This is a genomic window from Frigoribacterium sp. PvP121 (genome assembly GCF_017833115.1).
In the GTDB taxonomy this organism is placed as follows: Bacteria; Actinomycetota; Actinomycetes; order Actinomycetales; family Microbacteriaceae; genus Frigoribacterium; species Frigoribacterium endophyticum.
The window spans coordinates 461868-487521 of the sequence record NZ_JAFIBR010000001.1 but is presented as its reverse complement, the minus strand read 5'-3'; the positions used below and the strand labels follow the sequence as shown (position 1 = coordinate 487521).

The window sequence follows — 25654 nt, the reverse complement described above, 5'->3', positions numbered from 1 at the left end:
AGCCCGACCGCAGGGCGCCCGACACCCCTGCGACCCGACCGTGCAGCCCGACCCCCCGACAGCACCACCTGCGCGACCGGATCGGCTCCCTCCCACCCGCACCGCGCCTCCTGACCCGCGCTCACCCCACCTGAAGGCCCCCACCATGCCCTCCTCCCTGTCTGCCCGCTCGCTCGGGCGCCGCACCGTCGCCGTCGGGCTCACCGCCCTGCTCGCGGCGGGCGTGCTCACCACCGTCACGCCTGCGGCCCCCGCGCTCGCCGCCAGCCCGCTCGCCTGCGACCAGAACACCGTGTACTCGATCACGAACACCGGGCAGGTCCGCTCGGTCGACCTGGCCACGGGCACCGTCGCCTCGGTCGCGACGCTCACCGGCGCGACGAACGGCCTCGGCATCGGCGCGGGCGGGCTCCGCGCCTACGCCACGGGCGTCTCGAACGGCGTGCCGCAGATCATCACCTACGACCGCGAGGGCGAGACCTCGACGCCGACCACCCGGCCGGAGGCGGCGAACCTCAACATCATCCGCGGCGGCGTGAACCCGCAGAGCGGCAGCTATTACTACGCGGCCGCCCAGGCGCAGCCGCAGCTCAGCGCCTACGTGCCGCCGAAGCCCCCCGAGCCCGGCGTCGCCCTCGGCCGCGTCGGCACCATCGGCATCACGGGCAACACCACCACGGGCAACGGCGACCTCGCCTTCAGCCGCAGCGGCACCATGTTCGTCGTCTCGAACGCGCTCGTGCAGCGCGCCGACGTGCCCGTGCCGACGACCTCGGGCGACACGCCGATCCCGACCACGAACATCGCGACCCTCGGCGGCGCCAACGCGGCCTACAACGGCATCGCGTTCTCGCACGACGGCACGCTCTTCCTCTCCCGCAGCACCGGCACGGCCCAGGCCCCGCAGACGACGCTGACCGAGGTCGACCCGGCCTCCGGCGCGACGATCAAGGAGACGGTGCTGCCCGGCTTCGCGACCGTCGACCTCGCGACCTGCAACTACCCCAACACGACCTCGGCCAGCACGACGATCGTCGACCGCGCCAAGCCGTCCGACCAGTTCGGCGTCACGCTCACCGGCGGCGGCATCCCCGCCGGCAGCCCCAGCGCGACCGCGACGACGGCGCCCGGCTCCGACACCGCCACGGCGGGCCCGATCCTCGCGGTCGGCGGCACGCAGTACACGGTCGAGCAGAAGCCCGGCAACTCGACGACGCTCCCCGCCGACTACGCCACGAGCTACACCTGCGCCGACGGCAGCACGGTCGTCTCGGAGGGCACGGGCACCAAGGCCACGTACACCCAGCCGACGTCGAAGAGCGAGGCCTCCTCCGAGGTCACCTGCTCCTTCGTCAACGTGCTCGCGGCCGCGGCGAAGGACGACGCCGAGGAGGCCGTCTCCGGAGTCGCCACCACCTTCACCGACCTGCGCGCGAACGACGCGGGCACCGGCCTGAAGATCACCGGCGTCACCCAGGGCAGCGCCCGCGGCGTCGTCGAGCTGCGCGCCGACGGCACCGTCGGCTACACCGCCGACCGCGGCTTCTCGGGCACCGAGACCTTCACCTACACGGTCACCGACGCGAGCGGCGCCTCCTCCACGGCGACCGTCACCGTCACCGTGGCCCCGCGCGCCGTCGACGACGACGCCACCGTGCCCGCGCAGCCGAGCGGCAGCTCGACCACCGTCCCGGCCGCCGACCTGCTCGGCAACGACGCCGGCTCGGGCCTCACGATCGTCGACGCCACCGTCGTCTCCGGCGGCGGCAGCGTCACCGTCGCCCCGGGCGGCGACCTCGTCTACTCGCCCGAGCCCGGCACCTCCGGCCCCGCGAGCATCACCTACACGGTCGCCGACGCCGCCGGCGTGCGCTCGACCGCCACGGTCTCGCTGACGGTCGCCCCGACCCCCGGCGACGACACGCGCAGCGCCCCCGCCGGCCAGACCACCACCTTCACCGACCTGCTGGCCAACGACCTCGGCACGGGCCTCACGGTCGTCGGCGCGAAGGTCGTCTCCGGCGGCGGGAAGGTCTCCGTCGACCGCGACGGGGGCGTCGTGCTCGACCCGGCCACCGCCTCCTCGGGGGGCACGATCGTGGTGACGTACACCGTCCGCGACGCCTCGGGCACCGAGCGATCCGCGACGCTGACCGTCACGGTCGACCCGGCCGCCGCCGCCGACGCGAAGACCGTCGTCGCGGGCACGCCGACCACCTTCACCGACCTCGCCGGCAACGACGTGGGCACCGACGTGACCGTCACCGGCGTGAGCCAGGGCTCGGCCGGGGGGAAGGTCGAGCTGGGTCGCGACGGCTCGGTCACCTACACGAGCCGCGACGACTTCTCGGGCACCGAGACCTTCACCTACACGGCGAAGGACGCCTCGGGCCGCACCTCGACCGCGACCGTCACGGTCACCGTCACGCCCCAGGCCCGCGACGACCGCGCGACGGCGACGCCGGGCGAGTCGACCACGCTGCCCGACCTCCGGGCGAACGACCTCGGTCGCGGCCTCACCGTCACCGCCGTCACGGCGGGCAGTGCAGGAGGCGCGGTGCGCCTCGAGCAGGACGGCACCGTCACGTACACCCCCGCCGCCCGCTTCAGCGGGGCCGAGACCTTCGGGTACACGGTCACCGACGCCGCGGGGCGCACGAGCTCCGCGACCGTGACGATGACCGTCGCCCCGGCCGCCGTCGACGACGCCCGCAGCGTCCCGACCGGGGCCGCGACGACGCTCGCCGACCTGCTCGCGAACGACCGCGGCAGCGACCTGACCGTCACGGCGGTCACCGCCAGCACGGGCGGCCGGGTCGACGTGGCCCTCGACGCCTCGGGCGCCGTCGTCGTGACCCCCGCCGTCGGCTTCTCGGGCACCGAGCAGTTCGACTACACCGTCACCGACGTCGACGGGCAGGAGAGCACCGCGACCGTCACCCTCACGGTCACGCCCCGCGCCGCGCCCGACGCCTACGAGGTGCCGGCCGAGACCGCGACGACCCTCGTCGACGTCACGGCCAACGACCGCGGCCAGCGCCTCGTCGTGACCTCCGTCACCGCGGGCGACCAGGGCGGCACGACCTCCGTCGACCAGCGCGGCCGCGTCACCCACACCGGAGCGCCCGGCTTCTCGGGAACCGAGACCTTCGGGTACACGGCGACCGACGCCTCCGGCCAGGTCGTCTCGTCGGTCGTCATCATGACGATCCGCCCGACCGCCGCCGACGACGCCCGCAGCACGCCGGCCGACACGGCGCTGTCGCTCACCGACCTCGTCGCCGACGACCACGGGAAGGCCCTCGTCGTCACCGCCGTCGGGTCGACCACCGCGGGAGGCGCGGCGTCGGTCGACCGGGCCGGCCAGGTCACGTACGTGCCCGCCACCGGCTTCTCGGGCACCGACTCCTTCGGGTACACCGCGACCGACGCGGCCGGACGCACGGCCGACGCCGTCGTCACCGTCACCGTCGTGCCGACCGCCGTCGCCGACGTGCGGAGCACCCCCGCCGACACCGCCCTGACGATCGCCGACCTCCTGGCGAACGACCACGGGAAGGCGCTGCGAGTCCAGTCCGTCACCGCCGGCGACCAGGGCGGCACCACGCGCCTCGGCACCGACGGCCGGGTCGTCTACACGCCGGCCGACGGCTTCTCGGGCGTCGAGACCTTCGGCTACACGATCGTCGACGCCGCCGGGCAGACCAGCAGCACGACCGTCTCGGTCACCGTCACGCCGACCGCGTCGCCCGACGCGCGCCGCACCGTCTCGGGCCAGCAGACCGTGTTCAGCCTGATGGGCGACGTCCGCGGCCGTGGCCTGCGCCTGCTCTCGGTCTCAGCCCCGGCGCACGGCACCGCCACGTCGACGACCGACGGCTGGGTCACCTACGTGCCCGACGCCGGGTTCTCGGGCGTCGACACGTTCAGCTACCGGGTGGCCGACGACTCGGGCCAGGAGCGCGAGTCGACCGTCACCGTCACCGTCTCGCCCGTCGCGACGGTCGACTCCGCCAGCACCCCCGCCGGCACCCCGCTCGTGCTGCGCGCCGCCCAGCTGACCGGCAACGACCGCGGCTCGCGCCTCGCCGTGACCCGGGTCGGCACGCCCTCGTCGGGCACGGCCACGCTGCTGCCCGACGGCTCGGTGCGCTTCGTGCCGGCCCCCGGCACCTCGGGCGCCGCGACCTTCGACTACACGGTGACCGACGCCGACGGCCTGACCGCCGACTCCGTCGTGACCGTGCTCGTCGGCCCCACCGCGACGCCCGACGCCGCGACGGTCGTCGCCGGCGGACGCCTCGAGGTCGCCGCCGCCCAGGGCGTGCTCGCGAACGACGCCGGCACGGGCCTCACCGCCCGCCTCGACGTCGAGCCGGGCCACGGCACGGTGGCGCTCGCCGCCGACGGGTCGTACACGTACGAGCCCGCCGCCGGGTTCTCGGGCACCGACACCTTCACCTACACGGCCACCGACGACCGCGGCAGCGTCACCACCGGGCTCGTGACCGTGACCGTCACGCCGACCGCGGCCGCCGACCGGGCGCACGTCGCCGCGGGCACCACGCTCACGGTCGCCGCGCCCGCGGTGCTCGGCAACGACCTCGGCCGCGAGCTGGTCGTCGTCGGCCACGGCGCCGCAGCACACGGCACCCTGTCGATCGGCTCGGACGGCGCCGTCGTCTACACGCCGGCGGCGGGCTGGTCGGGCAGCGACGAGGTGACCTACGACGTCGTCGACGCCGAGGGGCTGCCGGCGAGCAGCACGCTCACGATCGTGACCGACCCGGTCGCCGTCGACGACGCGGCGAGCACCGTCGCGGGCCGCGCCCTGCGCGTCCCGGCCGACGCGGGCCTGCTCGCGAACGACCTCGGCACCGGCCTGGTCGCGTCGATCGCGACGCAGCCGGCCCACGGCGCCGCCACGGTCTCGGCCGACGGCTCGTGGACCTACAAGCCCGCCGAGGGCTTCACCGGCACCGACTCGTTCACGTACCTCGTGACGTCGGCCGACGGCGCCACGAGCACGGCGACGGTCACCGTCGCCGTGCGCAGCGCCGCGGTCGCCGCCGACGACACGCAGCTCGCCACGCCGGGCCGCCCGGTCACGATCGACCCGCTCGCCAACGACGTCGCGAGCGGCGGCCAGACCCTCGACCGCGGCACGCTCGTGCTCGTCGACCCGGCCACCGGCGTCGCGGGCAGCACGGTCACGGTGCCCGGCCAGGGCACCTGGACGGTCGGCGCCGACGGCGTCCGGTTCACCCCGGTCGACGGGTTCACCGGCGTCGCGTCGATCGCCTACCGGGTCGCCGACACCTCGGCCGAGACCCTCGAGGGCCTGATCACGCTGCGCTTCCCGGCCGTCCTCGGCCTGGCGTTCACGGGGGCGGGCCACGTGGCCGCCGACCTCGGCGTCGCGCTGCTGGTGATGCTCGCCGGGCTCGGGCTGGTGCTGTTCGGCCGCCGTCGCCGGCCGGTGACGGGGCCGGTGCGCGGGCTCCGGTAGGCGGGGTCCGCCGCCGCGGGAGGCGCGGTGCAGGGAGGCGCGGTGTGCGGTCGACGTGCACCGCGCCTCCGTCGTCCGGGTCGGCCGCACGGCGCTCCCTCCGCCGTCCGGGTCGGCCGCACGGCGCTCCCTCCGTCGTGCGACGGGCGCGGCCCGTCGGTCGTCGCCTGTATCTTCATGTCGAGAGACCTGCGCGAGTAGCGTGGGCCCCACGAACGCAGAGCCACACGAGGGAGTACCAGCGGCATGGCCAAGATCATCTACACGCTCACCGACGAGGCGCCGATGCTGGCGACCTACTCGTTCCTTCCCGTCATCGAGGCGTACGCGAGCACCGCGGGGGTCGACGTCGAGACCCGCGACATCTCGCTCGCCGGCCGCATCATCAGCCAGTTCCCCGAGCGGCTCACCGAGGCGCAGCGCGTCGACGACGCGCTCGCCGAGCTCGGCGCCCTGGCGACGACGCCCGAGGCGAACATCATCAAGCTGCCGAACATCTCGGCCTCGATCCCGCAGATCAAGGCCGCCGTGCGCGAGCTGCAGGCGCAGGGCTACGACCTGCCCGACTACCCCGACGACCCCTCGACCGACGCCGAGAAGGAGGCGCGGGCCCGCTACGACAAGGTCAAGGGCAGCGCCGTCAACCCCGTGCTGCGCCAGGGCAACTCCGACCGCCGTGCCCCGGCGAGCGTCAAGCAGTACGCGCGCAACCACCCGCACCGCATGGGCGAGTGGAGCAGCGACTCGGCGACGAACGTCGCCACCATGGGCGTCGACGACTTCCGCAGCAACGAGAAGTCGGTCGTCATGCCCGCCGACGACACCCTCACCATCGAGTTCGTCGGCGCCGACGGCAGCACGCGGGTGCTCCGTCAGTCGATCCCCGTTCTCGCGGGCGAGGTCGTCGACGGCACGGTGCTGCACGTCGCCGCGCTCCGCGAGTTCCTCGCCGCGCAGATCGCCCGGGCCGAGGCCGAGGGCGTCCTGTTCTCCGTGCACCTCAAGGCCACGATGATGAAGGTCTCGGACCCGCTGATCTTCGGCCACGTCATCCGCGCCTTCTTCCCCGACGTCTTCGAGCAGCACGGCGAGGCGCTGGCCGACGCCGGGCTCGACCCCGCCGACGGGCTGAACGCGATCCTGCAGGGTCTCGACCGCCTCCCCCAGGGCGCCGAGATCAGGGCGGCGTTCGAGGCCGGCATCGCCTCCGGCCCCGACCTCGCGATGGTCGACTCCGACAAGGGCATCACGAACCTGCACGTGCCGAGCGACGTCATCGTCGACGCCTCGATGCCGGCGATGATCCGCAGCTCGGGCCACATGTGGGGGCCCGACGGCGCCGAGCACGACACCCTCGCGGTGATCCCCGACTCGAGCTACGCCGGCATCTACCAGGCCGTGCTCGACGACTGCCGCGCCCACGGCGCGTTCGACCCCGCGACCATGGGCACCGTGCCGAACGTCGGCCTGATGGCCATGGCGGCGGAGGAGTACGGCTCGCACGACAAGACCTTCCAGGCCCCGGCCGAGGGCACGATCCGCGTGGTGGACGCCGCTGGCGAGTCGCTGATCGAGCACGAGGTCGCCGAGGGCGACATCTGGCGGGCCTGCCAGACGAAGGACGTCGCGATCCGCGACTGGGTGAAGCTCGCCGTGACCCGTGCCCGTGCCAGCGCGACCCCCGCCGTCTTCTGGCTCGACGAGAGCCGCGCCCACGACGCCACGCTGATCGGCCTCGTGCGCTCGTACCTGGCCGAGCTCGACACCGAGGGGCTGCAGATCGAGGTGCTGTCGCCGGTCGAGGCCATGGCGTTCTCGCTCGAGCGCATCCGTCGCGGCGCCGACACCATCTCGGTGACCGGCAACGTGCTGCGCGACTACCTCACCGACCTCTTCCCGATCATGGAGCTCGGCACCTCGGCCAAGATGCTGTCGGTCGTGCCGCTGATCAACGGCGGTGGCCTGTTCGAGACGGGCGCCGGCGGCTCGGCACCGAAGCACGTGCAGCAGCTCGTCGACCAGGACTACCTCCGCTGGGACAGCCTCGGCGAGTTCCTCGCCCTCGCGGTCAGCTTCGAGCACCTCGCGACGGTGACCGACAACCCGCGGGCGCAGATCCTCGCCGACACGCTCGACCGCGCGACCGGCACCTTCCTCGCCGAGAACAAGTCGCCCGGTCGCAAGCTCGGCTCGATCGACAACCGGGGCAGCCACTTCTACCTGGCCAAGTACTGGGCCGACGAGCTGGCCGCGCAGACCGTCGACACGGAGCTGGCGGAGGCGTTCGCCGCCCTCGCCGCCTCGCTCGGCGAGCAGGAGCAGACGATCGTCGACGAGCTCATCGCGCCCCAGGGCACGGCGGTCGACATCGGCGGGTACTTCCACCCCGACCCCGAGAAGACGGCGGCCGTGATGCGCCCGTCGGCGGCGTTCAACGCGGCGCTCGCGACGCTGTAGCTGCGCGCTGCGGGCTGCGCGAGCCGCGCACGCGGGCCCCGCTTCGGCGGGGTCCGTGTGCGGGGCGTTTCGTCGTCGTGGGAGTGCTCGTCGAGGTGACTCTTCGTGGGCCCTGCGGGCGGGTGGGGACCCAGATCGGGTCACCTTGATCGGTGTCGGCTCGTGAGTTGCCACTTTGAGGGGTCGTTCGGCTCTGTGGGGCCCCCAAACCGGCAACTCACCAGAGACGGCTGGCCTCGTGGAGGGTGTGGTCGGCGCGCAGCGCCGGGCCCCTCATCGAGACGACTCTTCGTGGGCCCTGCGGGCAGGTGGGGACCCAGATCGGGTCACCTCGATCGGTGTCGGCTCGTGAGTTGCCACTTTGAGGGGTCGTTCGGCTCTGTGGGGCCCCCAAAGTGGCAACTCACCAGAGACGGCTGGCCTCGTGGGGGGTGTGGTCGGCGCGCAGCGCCGGGCCCTCATCGAGATGACTCTTCGTGGGCCCTGCGGGCGGGTGGGGGCCCAGATCGGGTCACCTCGATCGGTGCCCGCTCGTGAGTTGCCGTTTTGGGGGGCTGAGCGACGTCGTGGGGCCCCCAAACCGGCAACTGACGACGCGGGTGGTCTCGTGGGGGAGTGGTCGGCGCGCAGCGCCGGGCCCTCATCGAGACGACTCGTCGTGGGCCCTGCGGGCGGGCTGGGGCCCAGATCGGGTCATCTCGATCGGTGCCCGCTCGTGAGTTGCCGTTTTGAGGGGTTGAGCGGCGTCGTGGGGCCCCCAAGGTGGCAACTCACCAGAGATGGCTGGCCTCGTGGGGGTGTGGTCGGCGCGCAGCGCCGGGCCCTCATCGAGACGACTCGTCGTGGGCCCTGCGGGCGGGTGGGGGCCCAGATCGGGTCACCTCGATCGGGGTCTGCTCGTGAGTTGCCGTTTTGGGGGGCTGAGCGACGTCGTGGGGCCCCCAAAGTGGCAACTGACGCGAGGGTGGGTGGCCCCTCATCGAGACGACTCGTCGTGGGCCCTGCGGGCGGGTGGGGGCCCAGATCGGGTCACCTCGAGCGAGCTGCGCGGCGCGCGGCGCGCCGCGCGCCGCGCGGCGGCGCGCTCAGCCGCGCAGCGCCGCGCGCAGCGTGCGCACGATGTGCGTCCGCGCCGCGCGCCCGGCCCGCGTCGGCAGCAGCGGGAACACGTGCAGCTCGCCGACCCCCTCGCGCCAGTCGAGCGCGACGCCCGCCGCGGCCGCCCGCGTCCGCAGCAGGTGGGCGTCGGGGTTGAGCACGTCGCGCGTCCCGGTGAACACCGTCAGGGGCGGCAGCCCCGCGAGCTCGCCGGCCAGCGGGCTCACGACGGGGTCGAGCAGGTCGAGCGAACCGCGCCAGTGCTCCGCGAGCACGCGCCCGCCGGGCGTGCCGAGCCAGGGGTCGGTCGGCTGCACGAGGGGGATGCGCGGGTTGCTCCACGTGAGGTCGAGCGCCGGCGAGATCATCAGCACGTGCGCCACGTCGACGCCCTGGTCGCGCAGCGACTGCGCCGCGGAGAGGGCGATCTGACCGCCCGCGGAGTCCCCCGCGAGCACCACCGGGCCCGCGGCCGACGTGACCAGGTCGGTGATGCCGACCCGCGCCTCCTCGGCGGTGCCGAAGGGCACGAGCGGGTAGATCGGCAGCAGCACGGTCGTGCCGGCCTCGGCCGCGACCTGGGCGGCGAGGTGCCAGTGCTGCGACACGATCTCGCCGACCCAGCCGCCGCCGTGGGCGTAGACGACGGTGCCGGCGGAGGCCCCGTCGCGGCGGGAGACCTGGTAGACCGGCCAGCCGCCGCGCTGCTCGACGTCGACGCGCACGTCCGAGCGCAGGGTCGCGGGCGGCCCGTAGGGCGCGGGCCGCAGTGACCGCTCACGGATCCGCCGCCGGGCCCCGGCCTCGGTCGTGAAGGTGCGGTTCGCCCGCGTCAGCCGCAGGAAGACGGGAGCCAGCGCCCGCGGCAGCACCAGCCGCGTGGCGAGCGGCTCGTGCACCGGGCGGCCTGGGGGAGTCGCGGGTCGAGACCCGGCACCGCCCCCGGCACCGCGAGACCCCGCCCCCCGCCCGGCGGCACGACGACGGACGGACGACAGCACGCGACTCAGCTCCACGACGCGGACGCTACTCGGCCGACGGCGCCGGGTAGCTGTAGAAGCCCTCGCCGCTCTCGCGCCCGGTGGCGCCGCGGTCGAGGTAGTCGCGCTGGATCATCTCGGCGAACGCTCGCCCCTCCGGCCCGCCGGCGACCGAGACCGCGTGCACGGTGCGCAGCCCCACGACGTCCATGATCTGGAACGGCCCGAACGGCGCCCCCGTGCCGATGCGCCAGGTCGTGTCGACGGTCTCGGGGTCGGCGACGCCCTTCACGAGCAGCGCCGAGGCCGCGTTCAGCAGCGGCACGAGCAGCGAGTTGAGCACGTAGCCGGGCTGCTCCTTCTTCAGCTCGATCGGCACCATGCCCATGCCGCGGGCGAACTCGACGACGGCGCGGAACACCGCGGGCGAGGTGGCCGGCGTGCCCATCACCTCGGCGGTGTTGTTGACCCAGATGAGGTTGGCGAAGTGCAGCGCGAGGAACTTCTCGGGCCGCCCGGTCGCGTCGACGAGGTCGCTCGGCAGCAGCGTCGACGAGTTCGTCGCGAGCACGGTGCGCTCGGGCAGCAGCGGCGCGAGCCGGGCGTAGAGGTCGCGTTTGAGCTCGAGGCTCTCCGGCACGGCCTCGACCACGAGGTCGGCGTCGGCGACGGCCTCGGCCAGGTCGGTGCTGAAGGCAACGCGACGGAGCGCCTCCTGCGTGGTCTGCTCCGTGGCGCCGCGCAGCCCCTGCGGCGTCAGGTACGTCGCGGCGAGGCCGTCGAACCGGGCCCGCGCGACGGCCATCTGCTCGTCGCCGATGTCGTACGCGACGACGTCGCTGCCGGTGTACGCCGCCTGGAAGGCGATCTGCGCGCCCAGCACGCCCGTGCCGAGCACGGTCACGCGCGAGAGCGGGGTCGCGGAGGCGGAGGCGGCGTCAGAACTGTGGGAGGCGGTGGCCGGGTCGAGGGGAGAGGTCATGGTCGGTCCTTCGGTCGGGTCGGTCGGGTGGTGGTCGGGGCAGTGGTCATCGGGGCGGGAGCCGGCGCGGGCCCGGGCGTCCGCCCGCGCGCCGAGCCGAACGTCAGCCCGTCGCCGCGCACGCGGCCGAGCCGGAACAGCACGAGGTCGCGCAGGTAGTCCTGGTGCAGCCGCCACGGCGTCCGCTCGCCCTGCCTCGGCATGAGGTGCACGCCGCGCGCGACGTAGCCGGAGCGCAGGTCGATGAGGGGCGTGAGCTCGCCGAGGCCGCGCGACCCGGTCGGGGCGGTGGGCACGACGCGCGACTCGCCCCGCGACTCCATCGATCGCAGCACCCGCTCGACGAACGCGACGACGAGGTCGATCTTGAGGGTCCACGACGCGTTCGTGTAGCCGATGGCGAAGGCCATGTTGGGCACGCCGTCGAGCATCGCGCCCTTGTAGGTCACGTGCTCGGCGGGGTCGACCTCGCGGCCGTCGACGGTCATCCGGACCCCGCCGAACAGCTGCAGCGTGAGGCCGGTCGCGGTCACGACGACGTCGGCGGGCAGCTCCTCGCCCGAGGTCAGCTGCACGCCCCGGGGCGTGAAGCCCGCGATGGTGTCGGTGACGACCCGGGCCGACCCCTCGCGGATCGCCCGGAACAGGTCGCCGTCGGGCACGACGCAGAGCCGCTCGTCCCACGGGTCGTAGCGCGGCACGAAGTGGCGGTCGACGTCGAAGCCCTCCGGCAGGCGGGCGGCGACGCGCTCGCGGAGGAGGCGCCCGGTGCGCTCCGGCGCCCGCCGGCTGAAGCGGTACGTGACGAGGCCGGTCGCGATGCTCCGCCAGCGCGAGACCCGGGCGGAGGCGCGGAGCCCGATGCGTCGCGCCCGCGGCAGCAGACGACGGTCGCGGCTCGGCAGCGCCGCGACCCAGGTGGGCGAGCGCTGCAGCATGGTCACCCGGGCACCCCCGGCCGCGAGCGCCGGCACGAGGGTCATCGCCGTCGCGCCGCTGCCGATCACGACGACGTCGCGGCCGGCGGTGTCGAGGCCCTCGGGCCACTGCTGCGGGTGCACGAACTCGCCCTCGTAGGCGGCCTCGCCGGGCAGCTCGGGGCGGTGGCCCCGGTCGTAGCGGTAGTAGCCCGAGGCGAGGAAGAGGAACGAGGTCGTGAGGGTGGTGGTCGTGGTGGCGCCGGCGGCGCCCGTCTCGATCCGCAGGGTCCAGCGGTCGTCGTCGGACGACCAGTCGGCGCCGACGACGCGGTGCCGGTACCGCACGAGCTGCTCGACGCCGGTCTCGGCCGCCGTGTCGCGCACGTACTGCAGGATCGCCGCGCCCGGCGCGATCGACCGCTCGTCGACCCAGGGTCGGAACGAGTAGCCGAGGGTCGCCATGTCGCTGTCGGAGCGGACGCCCGGGTAGCGGAAGAGGTCCCACGTGCCGCCGCTGACGGCTCGGGCCTCGAGCACGGCGATGCTCCGGCCGGGGAACGCCGCGCGCAGCCGGGCGGCGGCTCCGACGCCGGAGAGGCCGGCCCCGACGACCACGACGTCGAGGTGCTCGACGGGGTCGGTCGCGCCGCCAGCGCCGGCCGCGGAGCTCGCCGGGGCGGACGTCGTCGTCTCATCGGTCATGGGCCCCACTGTATCGACACAGTGTCGAGAGTGTCGACGGTGTGTCCGCCGAGCGCTGCGGGACGGTACCATCAGCGCATGTCCCGTGACCTCGACGCCGTCGCCGCGACTCCCGGGGGCCGGGGTCGGCGGGCGACCCGGGTGTCGGGCGACGAGCGCGAGCAGGCGATCCTCACGACGGCCGACCGCCTCCTCGGCGAGAAGGACTTCTCGGCCCTGACGATCGACGACCTCGCCCGCGGGGCGGGCATCTCGCGACCGACGTTCTACTTCTACTTCGCGTCGAAGCGCAGCGTGCTGCTGGCCCTCCTCGACCGGGTCGCGCACGAGGCGTCGCGGCGCTCGGCCGAGGTGTTCGTCGGGCTCGCCGGCGACCCCGCGGCGACCTGGCGGCGCGCGATCTCGGCCTTCTTCGAGACGTTCGCGGCGCACCCCGGCGTCGTCGCCGCCGTGGTCGGCGCGCGCGGCACCGACGCCGAGATCGTCGCGCAGTGGTCGCGGCTGCTGCAGGGCTGGATCGACGAGACGGCCCGCGCGATCGAGGCCGAGCGCGCCCGCGGCGCCGCCGTCGCCGGGCCCGAGCCGCGCGTGCTCGCGACCAGCCTCAACCTGCTCAACGAGCGGGTGATCATGGCGGCGCTCACCGAGCCCAGCCTGCCCGGGGCTGCCGTCGACCCCGTCGACACCCTGCTGCACGTCTGGCTGAGCAGCATCTACGGCAGCGCTGCCGCGGCTGCCCGCTGAGCGCCGGCCCTCCTCACGGGGTGCGTCAGTGCGCGGCGCCCAGTCCGAGGCGCGGCCAGAGCCAGCGCAGGCCGGCAGCGAGACCCACGGAGGCGGTGTGCCAGTCGTGCCCGCTGCCGGGCACCGTGAGACGGGTCACGTCGATGCCCGCCGCCTGCGCCGCCGCCGAGACGACGGGCTGCACGGGCCCGTAGCGCGAGTCGTCGGCCCCCACCGCGAAGAAGCCGCCGAGGTCGGCGTACCGCCCGTGCGCCCGCATCACCGCGACCGGCTGGGCGGCGTCGTACGCGGCGCGCGAGCCGTCGAAGCCGCGGGCGATCGTGCGGTCGACGCCGCCGTCGAGCAGCGGGCCGAGCTGCCCGCTCACGTCGACGAACGAGCCGAAGACGTCGGGGTGCCCGGTCGCCAGCTGCACCGAGCAGGTGCCGCCCTGCGAGAAGCCCGCGATCGCCCACGCGGCGGGGGAGCGCTGCACGTCGAGGTGGGCCGTGACCCAGGCGGGCACGTCCCGGGTGAGCCAGGTCGCGCTGTCGCCCAGCTCGCCGTCGACGCACATCGGGTTGGAGGTCGGCCTGCCGAGCTGGTCGGGCATCACGACGATCGGCGCGAGGCCGCCGTGCTGGGCCGCCAGGGCGTCGAGCTGGTCGTCGAGGTGGCCTGCGTCGACGAGGTTCTCGGGCGCGGCGCCCGGCCCCTGGCCCGACAGCGCCACGACGACCGGCAGCGCGGGCGGGTCGGCGGCCAGCGCGGCCGGCGGCAGCCACACCAGGGCGGGCCGGGCCCGGAAGTGCGAGTCGGTCGCGGGGATCACCACGCTGCCGAGCCGGCCGTGCCGGGGCAGGTCGGCGGGCGGGGTCCACTGTGCCGGGAGGGTGCCGGAGGCGGTGGTCGCCTCGCCCGCCGACGCCCCGTGCTGGGCGGGCGGCAGCGCGAGCGGCGCGACGTGCGACACCCCGAGCAGCGCCCCCACGGTCGGGAACAGCCCGGCGTCACGGTTGACGGCGAGGCCGGCCGAGAGGGCGAAGACGACCACGCCGAGGCCGGCCACGACGCGACGCCCGGCCCCGCCGCGCACGGCGGCGACGACCGCCACGGCCAGGCCCGCCCCGAGGGCGGAGACCCAGGCCCGGTCGACCCAGGTCGGCGGCACGTCGAGGGCGGCCTGCACGTCGCCGACCCACCACGACACCAGCGCGCCGACGCCGGCGCCGACCGCGGCGGCGACGCCGAGCGCCGTCCACCAGCGCCGGGGGCGGGTGCGGGTGCGGGGGCGGGGGCGCAGGCGGCCCGTCCGGGTCCGGAGGCGCGGTCGGAGCCCGGCCGAGTCCCGCGCGGTCCGCGCGTCCCGCCTCCTGACCCGGCCGCCCGGCGGGCGCACGAGCACCACGGCCAGCGCGAGCGCCAGGGCGTACACCGGCGCGAGGGTGAGGACGGAGACGAGGGAGAACGACACCGCGGGGCCTTCCTGGCGAGCCCCGCCGGGGGTCGGGCATCGACGGGTCGCGGGGCGGGCACACCCTAGGGAGCGATCCCATGACGCAGCCGTCAGCCCGACGGGGCCGGCAGGGCGCCCGGCCCGCACCTCCCGCCCGGCCCGCACCTCCCGCCCGGCCCGCACCTCCCGCCCGGCCCGCACCTCCCGCCCGGCCCGCGCCTCCTGCCCGGCCCGCGCCTCCCGCGCCTCCCCGCCTGCTGCCCCCGCCTACTGCACCGCCGCGGTCAGCCTCGCGACGTTGTCGACGACCTGGATCGCCGCCGGCCGCGTCAGCCACTCGTCGAGGGCGACCTCGCGCGACTTCGAGCGGTAGTCGTCCTCCACCGCGCGCAGGCGCTCGACGAAGTGGGCGCCGCGCACGAGCAGCGAGACCTCGAAGTTGAGGCTGAACGAGCGCATGTCCATGTTGCTCGAGCCGACGACGGCGACGTCGTCGTCGACGGTGAAGTGCTTCGAGTGCAGCACGATCGGCTTCTCGTAGAGGAAGATCCGGACGCCCGAGCGCAGCAGCGTCTCGTAGTACGACCGCTGGGCGTGGTAGACGAGGAACTGGTCGGCCACCTCGCAGGCGAACAGCTGCACGTCGACGCCGCGCTCGGCGGCCGTGGTGATCGCGTAGAGCATCGAGTCGTCGGGCACGAAGTAGGGGCTCGCGATGATGAGCTTCTCCTGCGCGCCGTAGACGAGCGCGTTGAACAGCCGCAGGTTGTTCTCGCCGTCGAACCCGGGCCCGCTCGGCACGACCTGGCACTCGATCGCGTCGGGGCCGGTGCGGCGCTCGACGGGGGCCTCGAGGTCGTCGACGACCGGCAGCTCGTCGGTCTCCGAGTACCAGTCGGTGAGGAAGAGCGCGTTGAGGCCGACGGCGCCGGGCCCGTCGAGCCGCACCATCAAGTCCTTCCACTGCAGGCCGCGCTTGATGTTGCCGCGCTTGTTGTAGCTCGGGTCGGTCATGTTCTGCGAGCCCGTGAAGGCGACGTCGCCGTCGACGACGACGATCTTGCGGTGGTTGCGCAGGTCGGGGCGCCGCCACATGCCCTTGGTCGGGTGGAACGGCAGCATCTCCTCGAAGTTCAGCCCCGCCTCGCGCAGCCACCGGCGCGTGACCCGGCCCTGCGGGTTGCGGATCGTCGCCCAGTGGTCGTAGAGCACCCGCACCTGCACGCCGCGGTCGTGGGCCCGCTTCAGCGCGTCGAAGAAGGGGAAGGTCGTCTCGTCGCGGGTGAAGATGTAGAACTCGACGTGCACGTAGCGCTCGGCCTCGTCGACGGCGGCCGTCATCGCCTCGATCGACGCGCGGTAGTCGGGCAGCAGCTCGGCGGTGTTGCCCGGGCTGAGGGGCATCGAGCCGAGGGTGCGGTTCAGCTTGACGACGCTGCCGAACCACGGCGGCTCGGTCTCGACCGTCGCGGCCTTCGTGTCGAGGCTGGCGGTGCCGTCGAGGATGCGCTGGTTGATCTCGCGCTGCTTCTCACGCCGGTCGCGCGGCAGCTTCGACGAGCCGATCAGCCCGAAGAGCAGGCTGCCCGGGATGGGCGCGACGAAGATCGCGGTCAGCCACGCCATCGCCGAGCTCGGCTTGCGGTTGCGCGGCACGGCCGCCACCGACACCACGCGGATCACGATGTCGACGACGAGCACCACGGTGGGGAGTGCCTTCAGCACGGAGCGCCATCTCATGGGCTGATCCTGTCAGGTGGTGCCTGACCGCGCCTCCCCGGGGCTCGCCCCTGTGGGGTACGGGCCCCTGGGGAGGGACGCCCGCCCCGCGCAGGCCACCGCCGACCGCGCGCAGGCCGCCCCCGACTGCGCTCAGACCACCGTCAGCTGCGCCCGGGCCGCCTCGATCGTCGCGAGCACCGACCGCGCGTCGGCGAGCGAGTGCAGCGGCGAGTCGGTGACGCCCTCCACGACGAAGCCCGCGACCGCCGCGGCCTCGTAGGCGAGCCCGCGGCGGCCGGTCGGCACGGCGGGGTCGCTCCAGACGGCGGTGCCCTCGTCGGTCGCGAGCTCGAAGGAGGCGGGGAAGACCAGGTTCTCGAGCGTCCGCACCGAGCCGGCCGAGCCGCTGATCGTCCCCTGCCCGGGCGAGGTCGCCAGCAGGCTGGTCGCCGCCGTCGCCAGCACCCCGCGGTCGCTGCGGGTGACGATCGCGGCCTCCAGGTCGACCCCGTCGGCGCGGGTGGTGCCCGAGGCGCGCACCTCGACCGGGTGCCCGACGGCGAACTGCGTGAACCACGCGGCGTACACGCCGATGTCGAGCAGGGCGCCGCCGCCGAGGGCCGGGTCGGTCATGCGGCCGGGCGCGGAGAGGTCGTTCGCCCAGGCGACCTCGGCGGTCGCGAGCCGCACGTCGCCGATCGCGCCGTCGGCGAGCAGCCGGGCCATCACGGTCATGTGGGGGAGGTAGCGGGTCCACAGCGCCTCGGCGGCGAAGACGCCCGCCGCCCGGGCCGCCGCGGCGATCTCGTCGGCCTCGGCGGTGCTGACGGCCATCGGCTTCTCGATCAGCACCGGCTTGCCGGCCGAGATCGCGAGCAGGGCGTCGGGCCGGTGCCGGGTGTGCGGGGTGGCGACGTAGACCACGTCGACGTCGGGGGAGGCGACCATCGCGGCGGCGTCGTCGTGGCCGCGCTCGACGCCGTGGCGGCGGGCGAAGGCGTCGGCGCGCTCCTGGCTGCGGGATGCGATCGCCACGACGCGCTGGTCGGTGAGCGAGTGCAGGGCGTCGGTGAAGTCGCCGGCGATCTCGCCGGCGCCGACGACGCCCCAGCGCAGGGCGGGCCCTCCGCGCAGCGCTGCGGCGGAGGAGGAGGGGAAGGTGAGGGTCATGCCCCCATGCTGGCCCCGCCGCGGCGCGACGCGCCCCGGCGGCGTCGAGATGCCCCGTCCTGGCCCCTCCGCGCTCGCCGAGGCCCACCTAGGGGCATCCGGATGTGCGCGGGGTAGCGTCGGGGCCTCAGCACCGCGAACGAGAGGCGACGACATGAGCGAACCCGACAGGCCCCGCGACTCCCTCCGCGCCGCAGCGCGCCGTGCGTTGTCGGCCCTCGACGAGAGCGGCGTCGTCTCGCCCGACGACCGTGCCGCCCTCCGCGACCTCGCCGCGAAGGCGGGCGAGAAGGTGCGCGAGAGCGCCGCGACCGGGCGCGACGCGGCCGACCGTGCCGCCCGCCTCGTCGACGGAGCCGCCGCCACCGGGCGCGACGCGGCCGAGCACGCCCGCGGCCTGCTGCACGACGCCGCCGAGGAGGGCCGCGACCTCGCCGCAGCCGCCGAGCGCATCGTGGCCGACGTGACGCAGGCGAGCCGCGACGTCACCGAGACGGCCGCCGACTCCCTCCGCGACGCGACGAACCGGCTCGCGCTCGCGGGTCGCCGTCAGGAGCGCGTCCTCCTCGCCGTCGGCGGCAGCGTCACGGTCGCCGTCCTGGCGCTCGCGGTCGCGATCGGCCGCCGCCGGGGCTGAGCCGCTCCGGGCGGCGTGGGCCGAGCGCACCACCCCACCACACGCCGGAGGCGCGGTGCCCGTCGACCGGGCACCGCGCCTCCCGCGGTGGGTCACCGTGTGACCCCGTGGTCGCTCAGTACGCGACGTTGACGTGCTCGCGGCCGTGCGCCGGGGTCTCGACCTCGTCGACGATCGCGAGGGCGAAGTCGGCCCCGCTGATCGCGGAGTTCCCCTCGGCGTCGTAGACGGCGACGTCGCCGCCGACGCGGTAGCGGCCGAGCGCCTCGCCGGGCGCGTAGGCGCCGAAGAGCATGGCGGGCGAGACGAAGGTCCAGTCCAGGCCCTCGGGGCGGTCGAGCAGCTCGAGCAGCACGGCGTGCATCTGGAGGGCCTCGGCGGCGAACTCGGGCGGCAGCTGGCCGGTGTCGGCCTGGCGCTCGGCGCCCTCCTCGAGGCGGAGCGAGCTGAAGCCGCCGACGACGACGAGGCGGGCACCGTGCTCGGCGGCCAGGGTCGCGATCTCGCGGTCGGCCTCGACGATCCGGCCGTCGAGCTCGCCGCGGGGCGAGAGGGAGGAGACGACGACGTCGGCCCCGGCGACCGCACGGGCACGGACGTCGGCGTCGAGCACCGAGCCGGTCTCGTAGCGCACGCCCTCGACCTGCTGCTCGGGCACGGAGCGGCTGACCGAGGTCACCTCGTGGCCGCGGCGCGCGGCCTCGGCGACGATCGCGCTGCCGGCGTAGCCGGTTCCTCCGAGGACGGTGATGCGGGTCATGTGGTTCTCCTTCTGTCGCGGTGGGGCGGTACGGGGCTACGCTACGTTCATTGGTATCCATCGGGAAGTAGGCACTTTTTGGTAACCATCGATCCGGCCACGAGCGAGCTCGACGAGTCGACGAGCGAGACCAGCGGACTCGACGCCTCGACGTACGAGCTCGACCCCTACCAGGCGGGCTGCCCGACGCGTCGGGTGCTCGACCGCATCGGCGACCGCTGGACGGTGCTGGTCGTCGGCACCCTCGACGACGGGCCGCGGCGCTTCTCGGAGATCCGCCGGGTGGTCGACGGCATCTCGCAGAAGATGCTCACGCAGACGCTGCGCGGGCTCGAGCGCGACGGCCTCGTCTCGCGCACCGTGTACGCCGAGGTGCCGCCGCGCGTCGAGTACGAGCTGACGGAGGCGGGCCAGACGCTCCGGGCCCCGCTCAAGGCCCTCGAGCGCTGGTCGATCGAGCACTTCGGCGACGTCAGCGACTCGCAGCGGGAGTACGACAGCCGGGCCTGAGCGCGGGCGCGTCACCCGCGGTGGGTATGCTCCGCGCGTGACCGCCGCCCCGCCTCCCTCGGCCTCGCCCTCCTCCTCGTCGCCCGGGCCCGGGGGCCTGCAGCGGCGGCTCGGCCTCGGCGCCGCCGTCGTGATCGGGCTCGGCTCGATGATCGGCGCAGGAGTCTTCTCGGCCTTCGCCCCCGCGGCCGCGGCGGCCGGCGACCTGCTGCTCGTGAGCCTGCTGATCGCCGGGGTCGTCGCGTTCTGCAACGCGACGTCGACGGCGCAGCTCGCGGCCCAACACCCGACCTCGGGCGGCGCCTACGCGTTCGGCCGCGAGCGGCTCGGCGAGTGGCCCGGGTTCGTCGCGGGCTGGGGCTTCGTCGTCGGCAAGACGGCGAGCTGCGCGGCGATGGCGACCACCGCCGCGGTCGCGCTGGTGCCCGACCCCTGGACCCGCCCCGCCGCCCTCCTGCTCGTCGTCGCCGTGACCGCGCTGAACGCCGCCGGCATCACCCGGACCGCCGCGGCGACCGCGGTGATCGTGGCCGCGGTGCTGGCCGTGCTGGTGCTGGTGGTGGTCGTGGTCGGCAGCGCGCCTCCCGGGGTCGGGGCGGTCGTGGACGCCGCCTCCGGTGCCGGCAGTGCGGGAGGCGCGAGTGCGGGACCGACGCCGGTCGCCGTCCTGCAGGGGGCCGGCCTGCTCTTCTTCGCCTTCGCCGGGTACGCCCGGATAGCGACCCTCGCGGAGGAGGTGCGGCGCCCGTCGGTGACGATCCCGCGGGCCGTCGTCATCGCGTTGTCGGCCGCGCTCGTCGTGTACGCGGCGGTGGCGCTGGTGCTGCTCCGTGCGCTCGGGTCGGCCGGGACGGCCGCGTCGGAGCGTCCCCTCGTCGACGCCGTCGAGGCGGCCGGCGCGGAGTGGCTGGCGCCGGTCGTCGCGGTCGCGACGGGGGTCGCGGCGAGCGGGGCCCTGCTGGCGCTGGTCGCGGGCATCGGGCGCACGAGCCTGGCGATGGCGCGCGAGGGCGACCTGCCGCGGGCGCTCGCCGTGGTCGACGCCCGGCGGGGAGTGCCCCTGCGGGCGGAGCTGGTGCTGGCCGCCGTCGTCGGCGTGCTCGTGCTGACCGTCGACCTGCGGGGAGTGATCGGGGCGTCGTCGTTCGGGGTGCTGGTCTACTACCTCGTGGCGAACCTCGCGGCGCTGACGCAGACGGGGGAGCACCGTCGCTGGCCGCGCGTGCTGCCGGTGCTGGGGGCGGTCGCGTGCGTGGCGCTCGTGGTCACGCTGCCGGTCGCGTCGGTGGTCGCCGGGGTGGGGGTCTTCGCGGTGGGGGTGCTGGGTCGTCTCGTGGTGCTCCGTCGGAGGCGCGGGTCGCCGGGTGCCGGCCGGGGCGGGTCTCGGACGACGGGGCTCTGATGACGGGGCCCTGAGGGCGGTCCCGCTCCGCGCTGATCCACTCCGGAGTGGAGCAGCCGCGCCGGGTGGCGGACATGCTCCTGCTCCTCCTCGCTCCTGCTCCTCCACTCTGGAGTGGATGGAGCTTCTGGGGGGCGTCTTCCGGTCGCACGGACCCGCCCGTCCGCCCCGCCCGGCTCACACGCGCCGCGCGACCGCCTCGCTCCGCCAGCGGGCGTGCAGCGCCCACGGGTCGGGCTGACCCTCGGCGAGGGCGCGAACGTGCTCGAACAGCTCGCCGTCGGCGGTGAACCACTCCGTGCGTCCGTGCCGCTGGGCCGCGAACTGCTCGTGCCTCGCCCGCTCCACGGCGCGGTCGCCGCGCTCGAGTGCCAGCAGCTCGTCGTGCCAGATCGCGGCGAGCCGCTGGCGGGGGTTGCCGGTCGTGCCGATCTTGATCCTGTCCCGGAAGCGGAGGTAGTACACGACGTCGACCCGGGGAGGCGCCAGCTCGCCGTCCGGCACGTCGCCCTGCCGCCACTCGCACACTGCGCAGAGCCAGGCGGAGGGCCAGCGCACCCCGAGTCGCGCTCCGCAGGCCGGGCACGGCGTGGGCAGCGCGTCCTCGACGCCGACGCCCGCGCCTCCCCGCTCCGCGTCGCCCCACCAGTCCGCCGCCAGCTCGAGGTGCCGCCGGCAGAGCGGCACGGGCGCGCCCGGCTCCACGGCGTGCGGGCAGTCGCCGCCGCCGGTGCAGGGCAGGGCGTCGGTCAGGTCCATGCCCGGACCGTACGGCCGACCACCGACGCCGCCCCGGCACCCCCGCACCCCCTACCCCCGCACCAACCTCCGCACCGCCTCCCGCACGATCTCGCGCTGCTCGTCGCGCCCCGTCGTCGCGGCCGGCGCCCCCTCCAGCCCGGGCAGCTGCACCCACGACGACGCGATCGAGAGCAGCACCGCGAACAGGTCGTCGCCGCCCCAGGGCGTCGCGCGCACCGCGCCGACCCGATCGAGCTGGTCGATCGACGCGTCGCGGGTCTCCTGCAGCACGGCGAAGGAGGCCTGCCAGTCGTGCGTGTCCTCCAGGCGGGCCCAGCTGAGCAGCCGGTGGTTCTCGGGGTGCTCGGCCAGGTGGTCGAAGAGGGCGACGGCGAACTCCTCCGCGCTGGCGTAGGGCACGGCGGCCGCGGCGCCCAGCTCCGCGAACGAGAGGTTCAGCACCGTCGTGAACAGCGCCTCCTTGTCGCCGAAGTGCGCGTACAGGCGCTCCTTGCTGCAGCCGGCCGCGGCCGAGATGCGGTCGACCCGGGCGCCCGCGAGGCCGCGCGCCGAGAACTCCGCCGTCGCCGCCTCGAGGATGCGTCGCCGGGTCTCGTTCGCGTCGTGGGCCATGGCCGAGAACCTAGCTCACGCTGGCACACCAACCAAATGGTTGGTAGTGTTGCCCGGTCCTCATGCCGGGACCCGCCCTACCCAGGAGAACAGTGACCACCTCATCGACAGGCTCCGTCCCGACCACCGCGCCCTCCGCGTCGCGCACGCCGGGCTCCGCCCCCGCCCACCCGAGCCGCCGCTGGTGGGTGCTCGTCATCGTCGGCCTCGCCCAGCTCGTCGTCGTGCTCGACGGCACCATCGTCAACATCGCCCTGCCCCAGGCGCAGGCCGAGCTCGGCCTCACCGACGAGAACCGCCAGTGGGTCGTCACGGCCTACGCCCTCGCCTTCGGCGCGCTCCTCCTGCTCGGCGGCCGCATCGCCGACTTCTGGGGCCGCAAGCGCACCTTCATCGTCGGCATGGTCGGCTTCGGCGCGGCTTCGGCCTTCGGCGGCCTCGTGTCGACCGGCGAGCTGCTCGTCACCGCCCGCGCCCTGCAGGGCGTCTTCGCGGCCCTGCTCGCCCCCGCGGCCCTCGCCGTGCTCACGACGACCTTCGACCGCGGGCGCGAGCGCAACACCGCCTTCGCCGTCTTCGGCGCCATCTCCGGTGCCGGCGCCGCCGTCGGCCTCGTGCTCGGCGGCGTCCTGACCGAGTTCGTCAGCTGGCGCTGGTGCCTCCTCGTCAACGTGCCGATCGTGATCGTCGCCATCGTGGCGGCCGCGCTCGTCGTCCGCGAGAGCAAGGCCGAGGGCGACAACCGCCTCGACGTCGCCGGCACCGTGGTCGTGGCCCTCGGCCTGGCCTCGCTCGTCTACGGCTTCACGCAGGCGGAGGACGGCTGGGGCTCCGCCGTCGTCATCGGCTTCATCGCGCTCGGGGCGGGCCTGCTCGCCCTCTTCGTGCTGCTCCAGAAGCGCTCCGACCACCCGCTGCTGCCCCTCGGCGTGCTGACGAACCGCGTGCGCGGCGGGGCCTTCCTCGTCCAGCTGATCGTCGGCAGCGTGATGATCGGCGCCCTGCTCTACCTCACCTTCCACCTGCAGATCGTGCTCGGCTTCGGCCCGCTCGAGGCCGGCCTCGCGACCCTGCCGATGACCCTCGTCATCATGGTGATGGCGCCGATCCTCACCAAGCTGCTGCCCGTGATCGGCCCGCGCGTGCTCATGATCGTCGGCCCGGTCATCGCCGCAGCCGGCCTCTTCTGGCTCTCGCTCGTGACGGTCGACGGCGCCTACGCCACGCACGTGCTGCCCCCGCTGATCGTGATGGGCGTCGGCCTGGCCGGCGTCTTCGTGCCGATGCAGAACCTCGCCCTCGCCGGCGTGGCCCCGCACGAGGCGGGCGCGGCCAGCGCCACCTCGAACGCCATGATGCAGATCGGCGGATCGATCGGCCTCGCGGTCTACACGAACCTCTACGCGTCGGCCGTGGCCGGCAGCGCCGCCGTCGGCCTAGGCAGCCTCGTCGACGGCTACTCGGCCGCGTTCGTCGCCGCCGGCGTCGCGACGCTCGTCGCCGCCGTCATCTCGTTCGTGATGATCCGCGGCTCGAAGGAGGACCTGCTCCCCTCCGGCCCCGTGGTGCACATGGGCTGAGCAGCCTCCAGCAGCCCCCAGGAGGCGCGGTGTCGGTCAGTCCGGCACCGCGCCTCCCGCATGTCCGCAGCTCGCCGCCCCCCAAAGGAACCCAGATTCGGACAAAGAACCCCGTTGCTCGGGGGTTCTTTGTCCGAAACTGGGTTCTCAGGGGGTGCTCGCGACAGTGCAGCCGGGGGAGGCGCGGCGCGGCAGCGGGGGAGGCGGCGGGACCGGGCCGGCGGCTACTCCGCCTTCTCGGTCTGCCACTTCTCGGGCGCGCGGTCGCCGTTCGGGCGCACCGGGCGCACGTCGCCGACGATCGGGATCGCCCGCTTGCGGAGCGCCCAGAGGTAGCGCACGAAGAAGTGCGTCAGCGTCGACAGGCGGTTGCCGTTGCCGAGCAGGCTCGTGATGTGGACGAACACCCACAGCAGCCAGGCGAGCGGGCCGGTCAGGGTGAAGCCGTTCGGCAGCTGAACGACGGCGGCGTTCGTGCCGACCGTCGCCATGGTGCCCTTGTCGTGGTACTTGAACTTCTCGAGGGGCTTGCCCGCGAGCATCCGCTGGATCTGCTCGCCGATGTGCTCGCCGCCCTGGATGGCCGGCTGCGCCAGCTGGGCGAGGGCGTCGTCGGTCGCGGCGATGTCGCCCGCGGCGAAGATGCGGTCGAGGCCCTTGACGGTGAGGTCGTCGTTGACCTGGATCCGCCCGCCGTGGGTCTGCGGCACGCCCCAGCCGGCCACCTCGGCGTGGGCGGCGACGCCGGTCGCCCAGATCACGAGCTCGGCGGGGATGAACTCGCCGTCGGCCGCGACGACGCCGTCGGGTCGGACCTCCTCGACGCCGGTGTCGAGGCGCAGGTCGACGCCGCGCTTGCGCAGCACCTTCGCGGCGTACTTGCGGAGGCGCGGCGAGAACGGCTTGAGCAGCTCGCCGCTGCGGTGCACGAGGGTGATCGTGATGCTCGAGGCGTCGATCTCGGGGTAGGCGTCCTTGAGGGCCTGGTCGCGCAGCTCGGCGAGCGAGCCCGCCATCTCGACGCCCGTCGCGCCGCCGCCGACGATGACGACCCGGACCTCGCCGCTGCCGACCGAGGCCGCGGCGTTCTCGAGCTGCGTGAACAGCTCGTCGCGGATGCGGAGCGCCTGCGAGCGGGAGTACATCGAGTAGGCGTACTCGTACGCGCCCTTCGTGCCGAAGTAGCTGGTGTTGACGCCGTTCGCGAGCACGAGGGCGTCGTACGCGATCTCCTCCCCGTCGCGCAGCGTGATGACGCGCTCGTCGGCCCGGACGGTCGTGAGCAGGCCGTGGCGGAACTCGGCGTTCGACTGCTTCGAGCGGAGGCTGCGGAGGAAGTACGTCACGTCGCCCGCGTTGAGGCCGCCCGTGGCGACCTGGTACATGAGCGGCTGGAACATGTTGTAGACGTGGCGGTCGACGAGGGTGATGCGCACGTCGGCGTGGCGCAGCGCCCGCATGGCGGCGATGCCGGCGAAGCCTCCACCGACGATGACGATGTGGGGGCGACTGTCTTCAGCCATGAGTTGACTCCTGCGATGTGTGGTGCGAGCCGGTGGTCGCCCTTGACCCCGAGGATGGCCGGGATCGTGTCCCGTCCGGAGGACAGGCTACCCACTGAGCGAGCCTCAGGAGGCACGTGTCCGCGGGCCGCGGACAGCGACCGTGCCGC

At 74.6% G+C, this 25654-nt stretch carries 17 protein-coding genes; 7 read left to right on the top strand and 10 right to left on the bottom strand.

The window, feature by feature from the left end; translation table 11 throughout:
* Positions 1 to 145: 145 nt before the first annotated feature.
* Together JOE43_RS02285 and JOE43_RS02280 are read left to right on the top strand one after the other, a co-directional pair.
* The gene (locus JOE43_RS02285) at positions 146 to 5509 is read left to right on the top strand and encodes an S-layer family protein (RefSeq protein ID WP_209514321.1); all 5364 of its coding nucleotides are present in this window, start codon (positions 146 to 148) and stop codon (positions 5507 to 5509) included.
* 246 nt (positions 5510 to 5755) lie between these two features.
* A complete protein-coding gene (locus tag JOE43_RS02280; RefSeq protein ID WP_209514319.1) occupies positions 5756 to 7966 on the top strand; it encodes an NADP-dependent isocitrate dehydrogenase in 2211 nt (736 codons plus the stop codon).
* A 1085-nt stretch (positions 7967 to 9051) separates the two neighbouring features.
* Here the strand turns inward: JOE43_RS02280 and JOE43_RS02275 are convergent.
* The 3 genes from JOE43_RS02275 to JOE43_RS02265 form a co-directional block, all read right to left on the bottom strand.
* Positions 9052 to 9963 (bottom strand): alpha/beta hydrolase fold domain-containing protein, encoded by a 912-nt coding sequence (locus JOE43_RS02275; protein WP_209514317.1) that lies wholly within the window; start codon positions 9961 to 9963, stop codon positions 9052 to 9054.
* A gap of 127 nt (positions 9964 to 10090) precedes the next feature.
* Positions 10091 to 11026: a 3-hydroxyacyl-CoA dehydrogenase gene (locus tag JOE43_RS02270; RefSeq protein WP_209514309.1), complete on the bottom strand. Its 936-nt coding sequence runs from the start codon at positions 11024 to 11026 to the stop codon at positions 10091 to 10093.
* Complete coding sequence (locus JOE43_RS02265; RefSeq protein WP_209514307.1) at positions 11023 to 12648, bottom strand: NAD(P)/FAD-dependent oxidoreductase; 1626 nt, start codon at positions 12646 to 12648, stop codon at positions 11023 to 11025. Before JOE43_RS02265 ends, JOE43_RS02270 begins: the two co-directional genes overlap by 4 nt.
* 78 nt (positions 12649 to 12726) lie before the next feature.
* Between JOE43_RS02265 and JOE43_RS02260 the strand changes: the two genes are divergently transcribed.
* Positions 12727 to 13392, top strand: coding sequence for a TetR/AcrR family transcriptional regulator (locus JOE43_RS02260; RefSeq protein WP_209514305.1), 666 nt, complete (start codon positions 12727 to 12729; stop codon positions 13390 to 13392).
* 25 nt (positions 13393 to 13417) lie between these two features.
* Here the strand turns inward: JOE43_RS02260 and JOE43_RS16085 are convergent, their stop codons facing one another.
* From JOE43_RS16085 to JOE43_RS02245, 3 genes are all read right to left on the bottom strand, one after another.
* Positions 13418 to 14845, bottom strand: a complete 1428-nt coding sequence (locus JOE43_RS16085) for an esterase family protein (RefSeq protein WP_209514303.1) — start codon at positions 14843 to 14845, stop codon at positions 13418 to 13420.
* A 249-nt stretch (positions 14846 to 15094) separates the two neighbouring features.
* Positions 15095 to 16567 (bottom strand): cardiolipin synthase, encoded by a 1473-nt coding sequence (cls, locus tag JOE43_RS02250; RefSeq protein WP_209514301.1) that lies wholly within the window; start codon positions 16565 to 16567, stop codon positions 15095 to 15097.
* Between the two features lie 132 nt (positions 16568 to 16699).
* Positions 16700 to 17719, bottom strand: coding sequence for a Gfo/Idh/MocA family protein (locus JOE43_RS02245; protein ID WP_209514299.1), 1020 nt, complete (start codon positions 17717 to 17719; stop codon positions 16700 to 16702).
* A 154-nt stretch (positions 17720 to 17873) separates the two neighbouring features.
* Between JOE43_RS02245 and JOE43_RS02240 the strand changes: the two genes are divergently transcribed.
* Complete coding sequence (locus JOE43_RS02240; RefSeq protein ID WP_056057729.1) at positions 17874 to 18356, top strand: hypothetical protein; 483 nt, start codon at positions 17874 to 17876, stop codon at positions 18354 to 18356.
* A 115-nt stretch (positions 18357 to 18471) separates the two neighbouring features.
* Here JOE43_RS02240 and JOE43_RS02235 read toward each other — a convergent pair whose 3' ends face one another.
* On the bottom strand, positions 18472 to 19116 hold the full coding sequence (locus tag JOE43_RS02235) for an NAD(P)-dependent oxidoreductase (RefSeq protein WP_209514298.1): 645 nt from the start codon (positions 19114 to 19116) through the stop codon (positions 18472 to 18474).
* 195 nt (positions 19117 to 19311) lie between these two features.
* On the opposite strand from JOE43_RS02235, the gene JOE43_RS02230 reads away from it, so the two are divergent.
* Together JOE43_RS02230 and JOE43_RS02225 are read left to right on the top strand one after the other, a co-directional pair.
* Positions 19312 to 19626 (top strand): helix-turn-helix domain-containing protein, encoded by a 315-nt coding sequence (locus JOE43_RS02230; RefSeq protein ID WP_056059166.1) that lies wholly within the window; start codon positions 19312 to 19314, stop codon positions 19624 to 19626.
* A 37-nt stretch (positions 19627 to 19663) separates the two neighbouring features.
* A complete protein-coding gene (locus JOE43_RS02225) occupies positions 19664 to 21028 on the top strand; it encodes an APC family permease (protein WP_209514296.1) in 1365 nt (454 codons plus the stop codon).
* A gap of 177 nt (positions 21029 to 21205) precedes the next feature.
* Here the strand turns inward: JOE43_RS02225 and JOE43_RS02220 are convergent, their stop codons facing one another.
* Positions 21206 to 21787 (bottom strand): GIY-YIG nuclease family protein, encoded by a 582-nt coding sequence (locus JOE43_RS02220; RefSeq protein WP_209514294.1) that lies wholly within the window; start codon positions 21785 to 21787, stop codon positions 21206 to 21208.
* 51 nt (positions 21788 to 21838) lie between these two features.
* On the bottom strand, positions 21839 to 22402 hold the full coding sequence (locus JOE43_RS02215) for a TetR family transcriptional regulator (protein ID WP_167260577.1): 564 nt from the start codon (positions 22400 to 22402) through the stop codon (positions 21839 to 21841).
* 92 nt (positions 22403 to 22494) lie between these two features.
* Between JOE43_RS02215 and JOE43_RS02210 the strand changes: the two genes are divergently transcribed.
* Positions 22495 to 23982: an MFS transporter gene (locus JOE43_RS02210; protein WP_307803198.1), complete on the top strand. Its 1488-nt coding sequence runs from the start codon at positions 22495 to 22497 to the stop codon at positions 23980 to 23982.
* A gap of 224 nt (positions 23983 to 24206) precedes the next feature.
* Here JOE43_RS02210 and JOE43_RS02205 read toward each other — a convergent pair whose 3' ends face one another.
* Positions 24207 to 25505, bottom strand: a complete 1299-nt coding sequence (locus JOE43_RS02205) for an NAD(P)/FAD-dependent oxidoreductase (protein WP_209514291.1) — start codon at positions 25503 to 25505, stop codon at positions 24207 to 24209.
* Positions 25506 to 25654 lie beyond the last annotated feature (149 nt).

What these genes read in the sequence shown, in the direction of transcription:
- JOE43_RS02285 (WP_209514321.1), top strand. Translation starts at nt 146, where the DNA reads ATGCCCTCCTCCCTGTCTGCCCGCTCGCTCGGGCGCCGCACCGTCGCC.
- JOE43_RS02280 (WP_209514319.1), top strand. Translation starts at nt 5,756, where the DNA reads ATGGCCAAGATCATCTACACGCTCACCGACGAGGCGCCGATGCTGGCG.
- JOE43_RS02270 (WP_209514309.1), bottom strand. Translation starts at nt 11,026, where the DNA reads ATGACCTCTCCCCTCGACCCGGCCACCGCCTCCCACAGTTCTGACGCC.
- JOE43_RS02265 (WP_209514307.1), bottom strand. Translation starts at nt 12,648, where the DNA reads ATGACCGATGAGACGACGACGTCCGCCCCGGCGAGCTCCGCGGCCGGC.
- JOE43_RS02260 (WP_209514305.1), top strand. Translation starts at nt 12,727, where the DNA reads ATGTCCCGTGACCTCGACGCCGTCGCCGCGACTCCCGGGGGCCGGGGT.
- cls (WP_209514301.1), bottom strand. Translation starts at nt 16,567, where the DNA reads ATGAGATGGCGCTCCGTGCTGAAGGCACTCCCCACCGTGGTGCTCGTC.
- JOE43_RS02245 (WP_209514299.1), bottom strand. Translation starts at nt 17,719, where the DNA reads ATGACCCTCACCTTCCCCTCCTCCTCCGCCGCAGCGCTGCGCGGAGGG.
- JOE43_RS02240 (WP_056057729.1), top strand. Translation starts at nt 17,874, where the DNA reads ATGAGCGAACCCGACAGGCCCCGCGACTCCCTCCGCGCCGCAGCGCGC.
- JOE43_RS02235 (WP_209514298.1), bottom strand. Translation starts at nt 19,116, where the DNA reads ATGACCCGCATCACCGTCCTCGGAGGAACCGGCTACGCCGGCAGCGCG.
- JOE43_RS02220 (WP_209514294.1), bottom strand. Translation starts at nt 21,787, where the DNA reads ATGGACCTGACCGACGCCCTGCCCTGCACCGGCGGCGGCGACTGCCCG.
- JOE43_RS02215 (WP_167260577.1), bottom strand. Translation starts at nt 22,402, where the DNA reads ATGGCCCACGACGCGAACGAGACCCGGCGACGCATCCTCGAGGCGGCG.
- JOE43_RS02205 (WP_209514291.1), bottom strand. Translation starts at nt 25,505, where the DNA reads ATGGCTGAAGACAGTCGCCCCCACATCGTCATCGTCGGTGGAGGCTTC.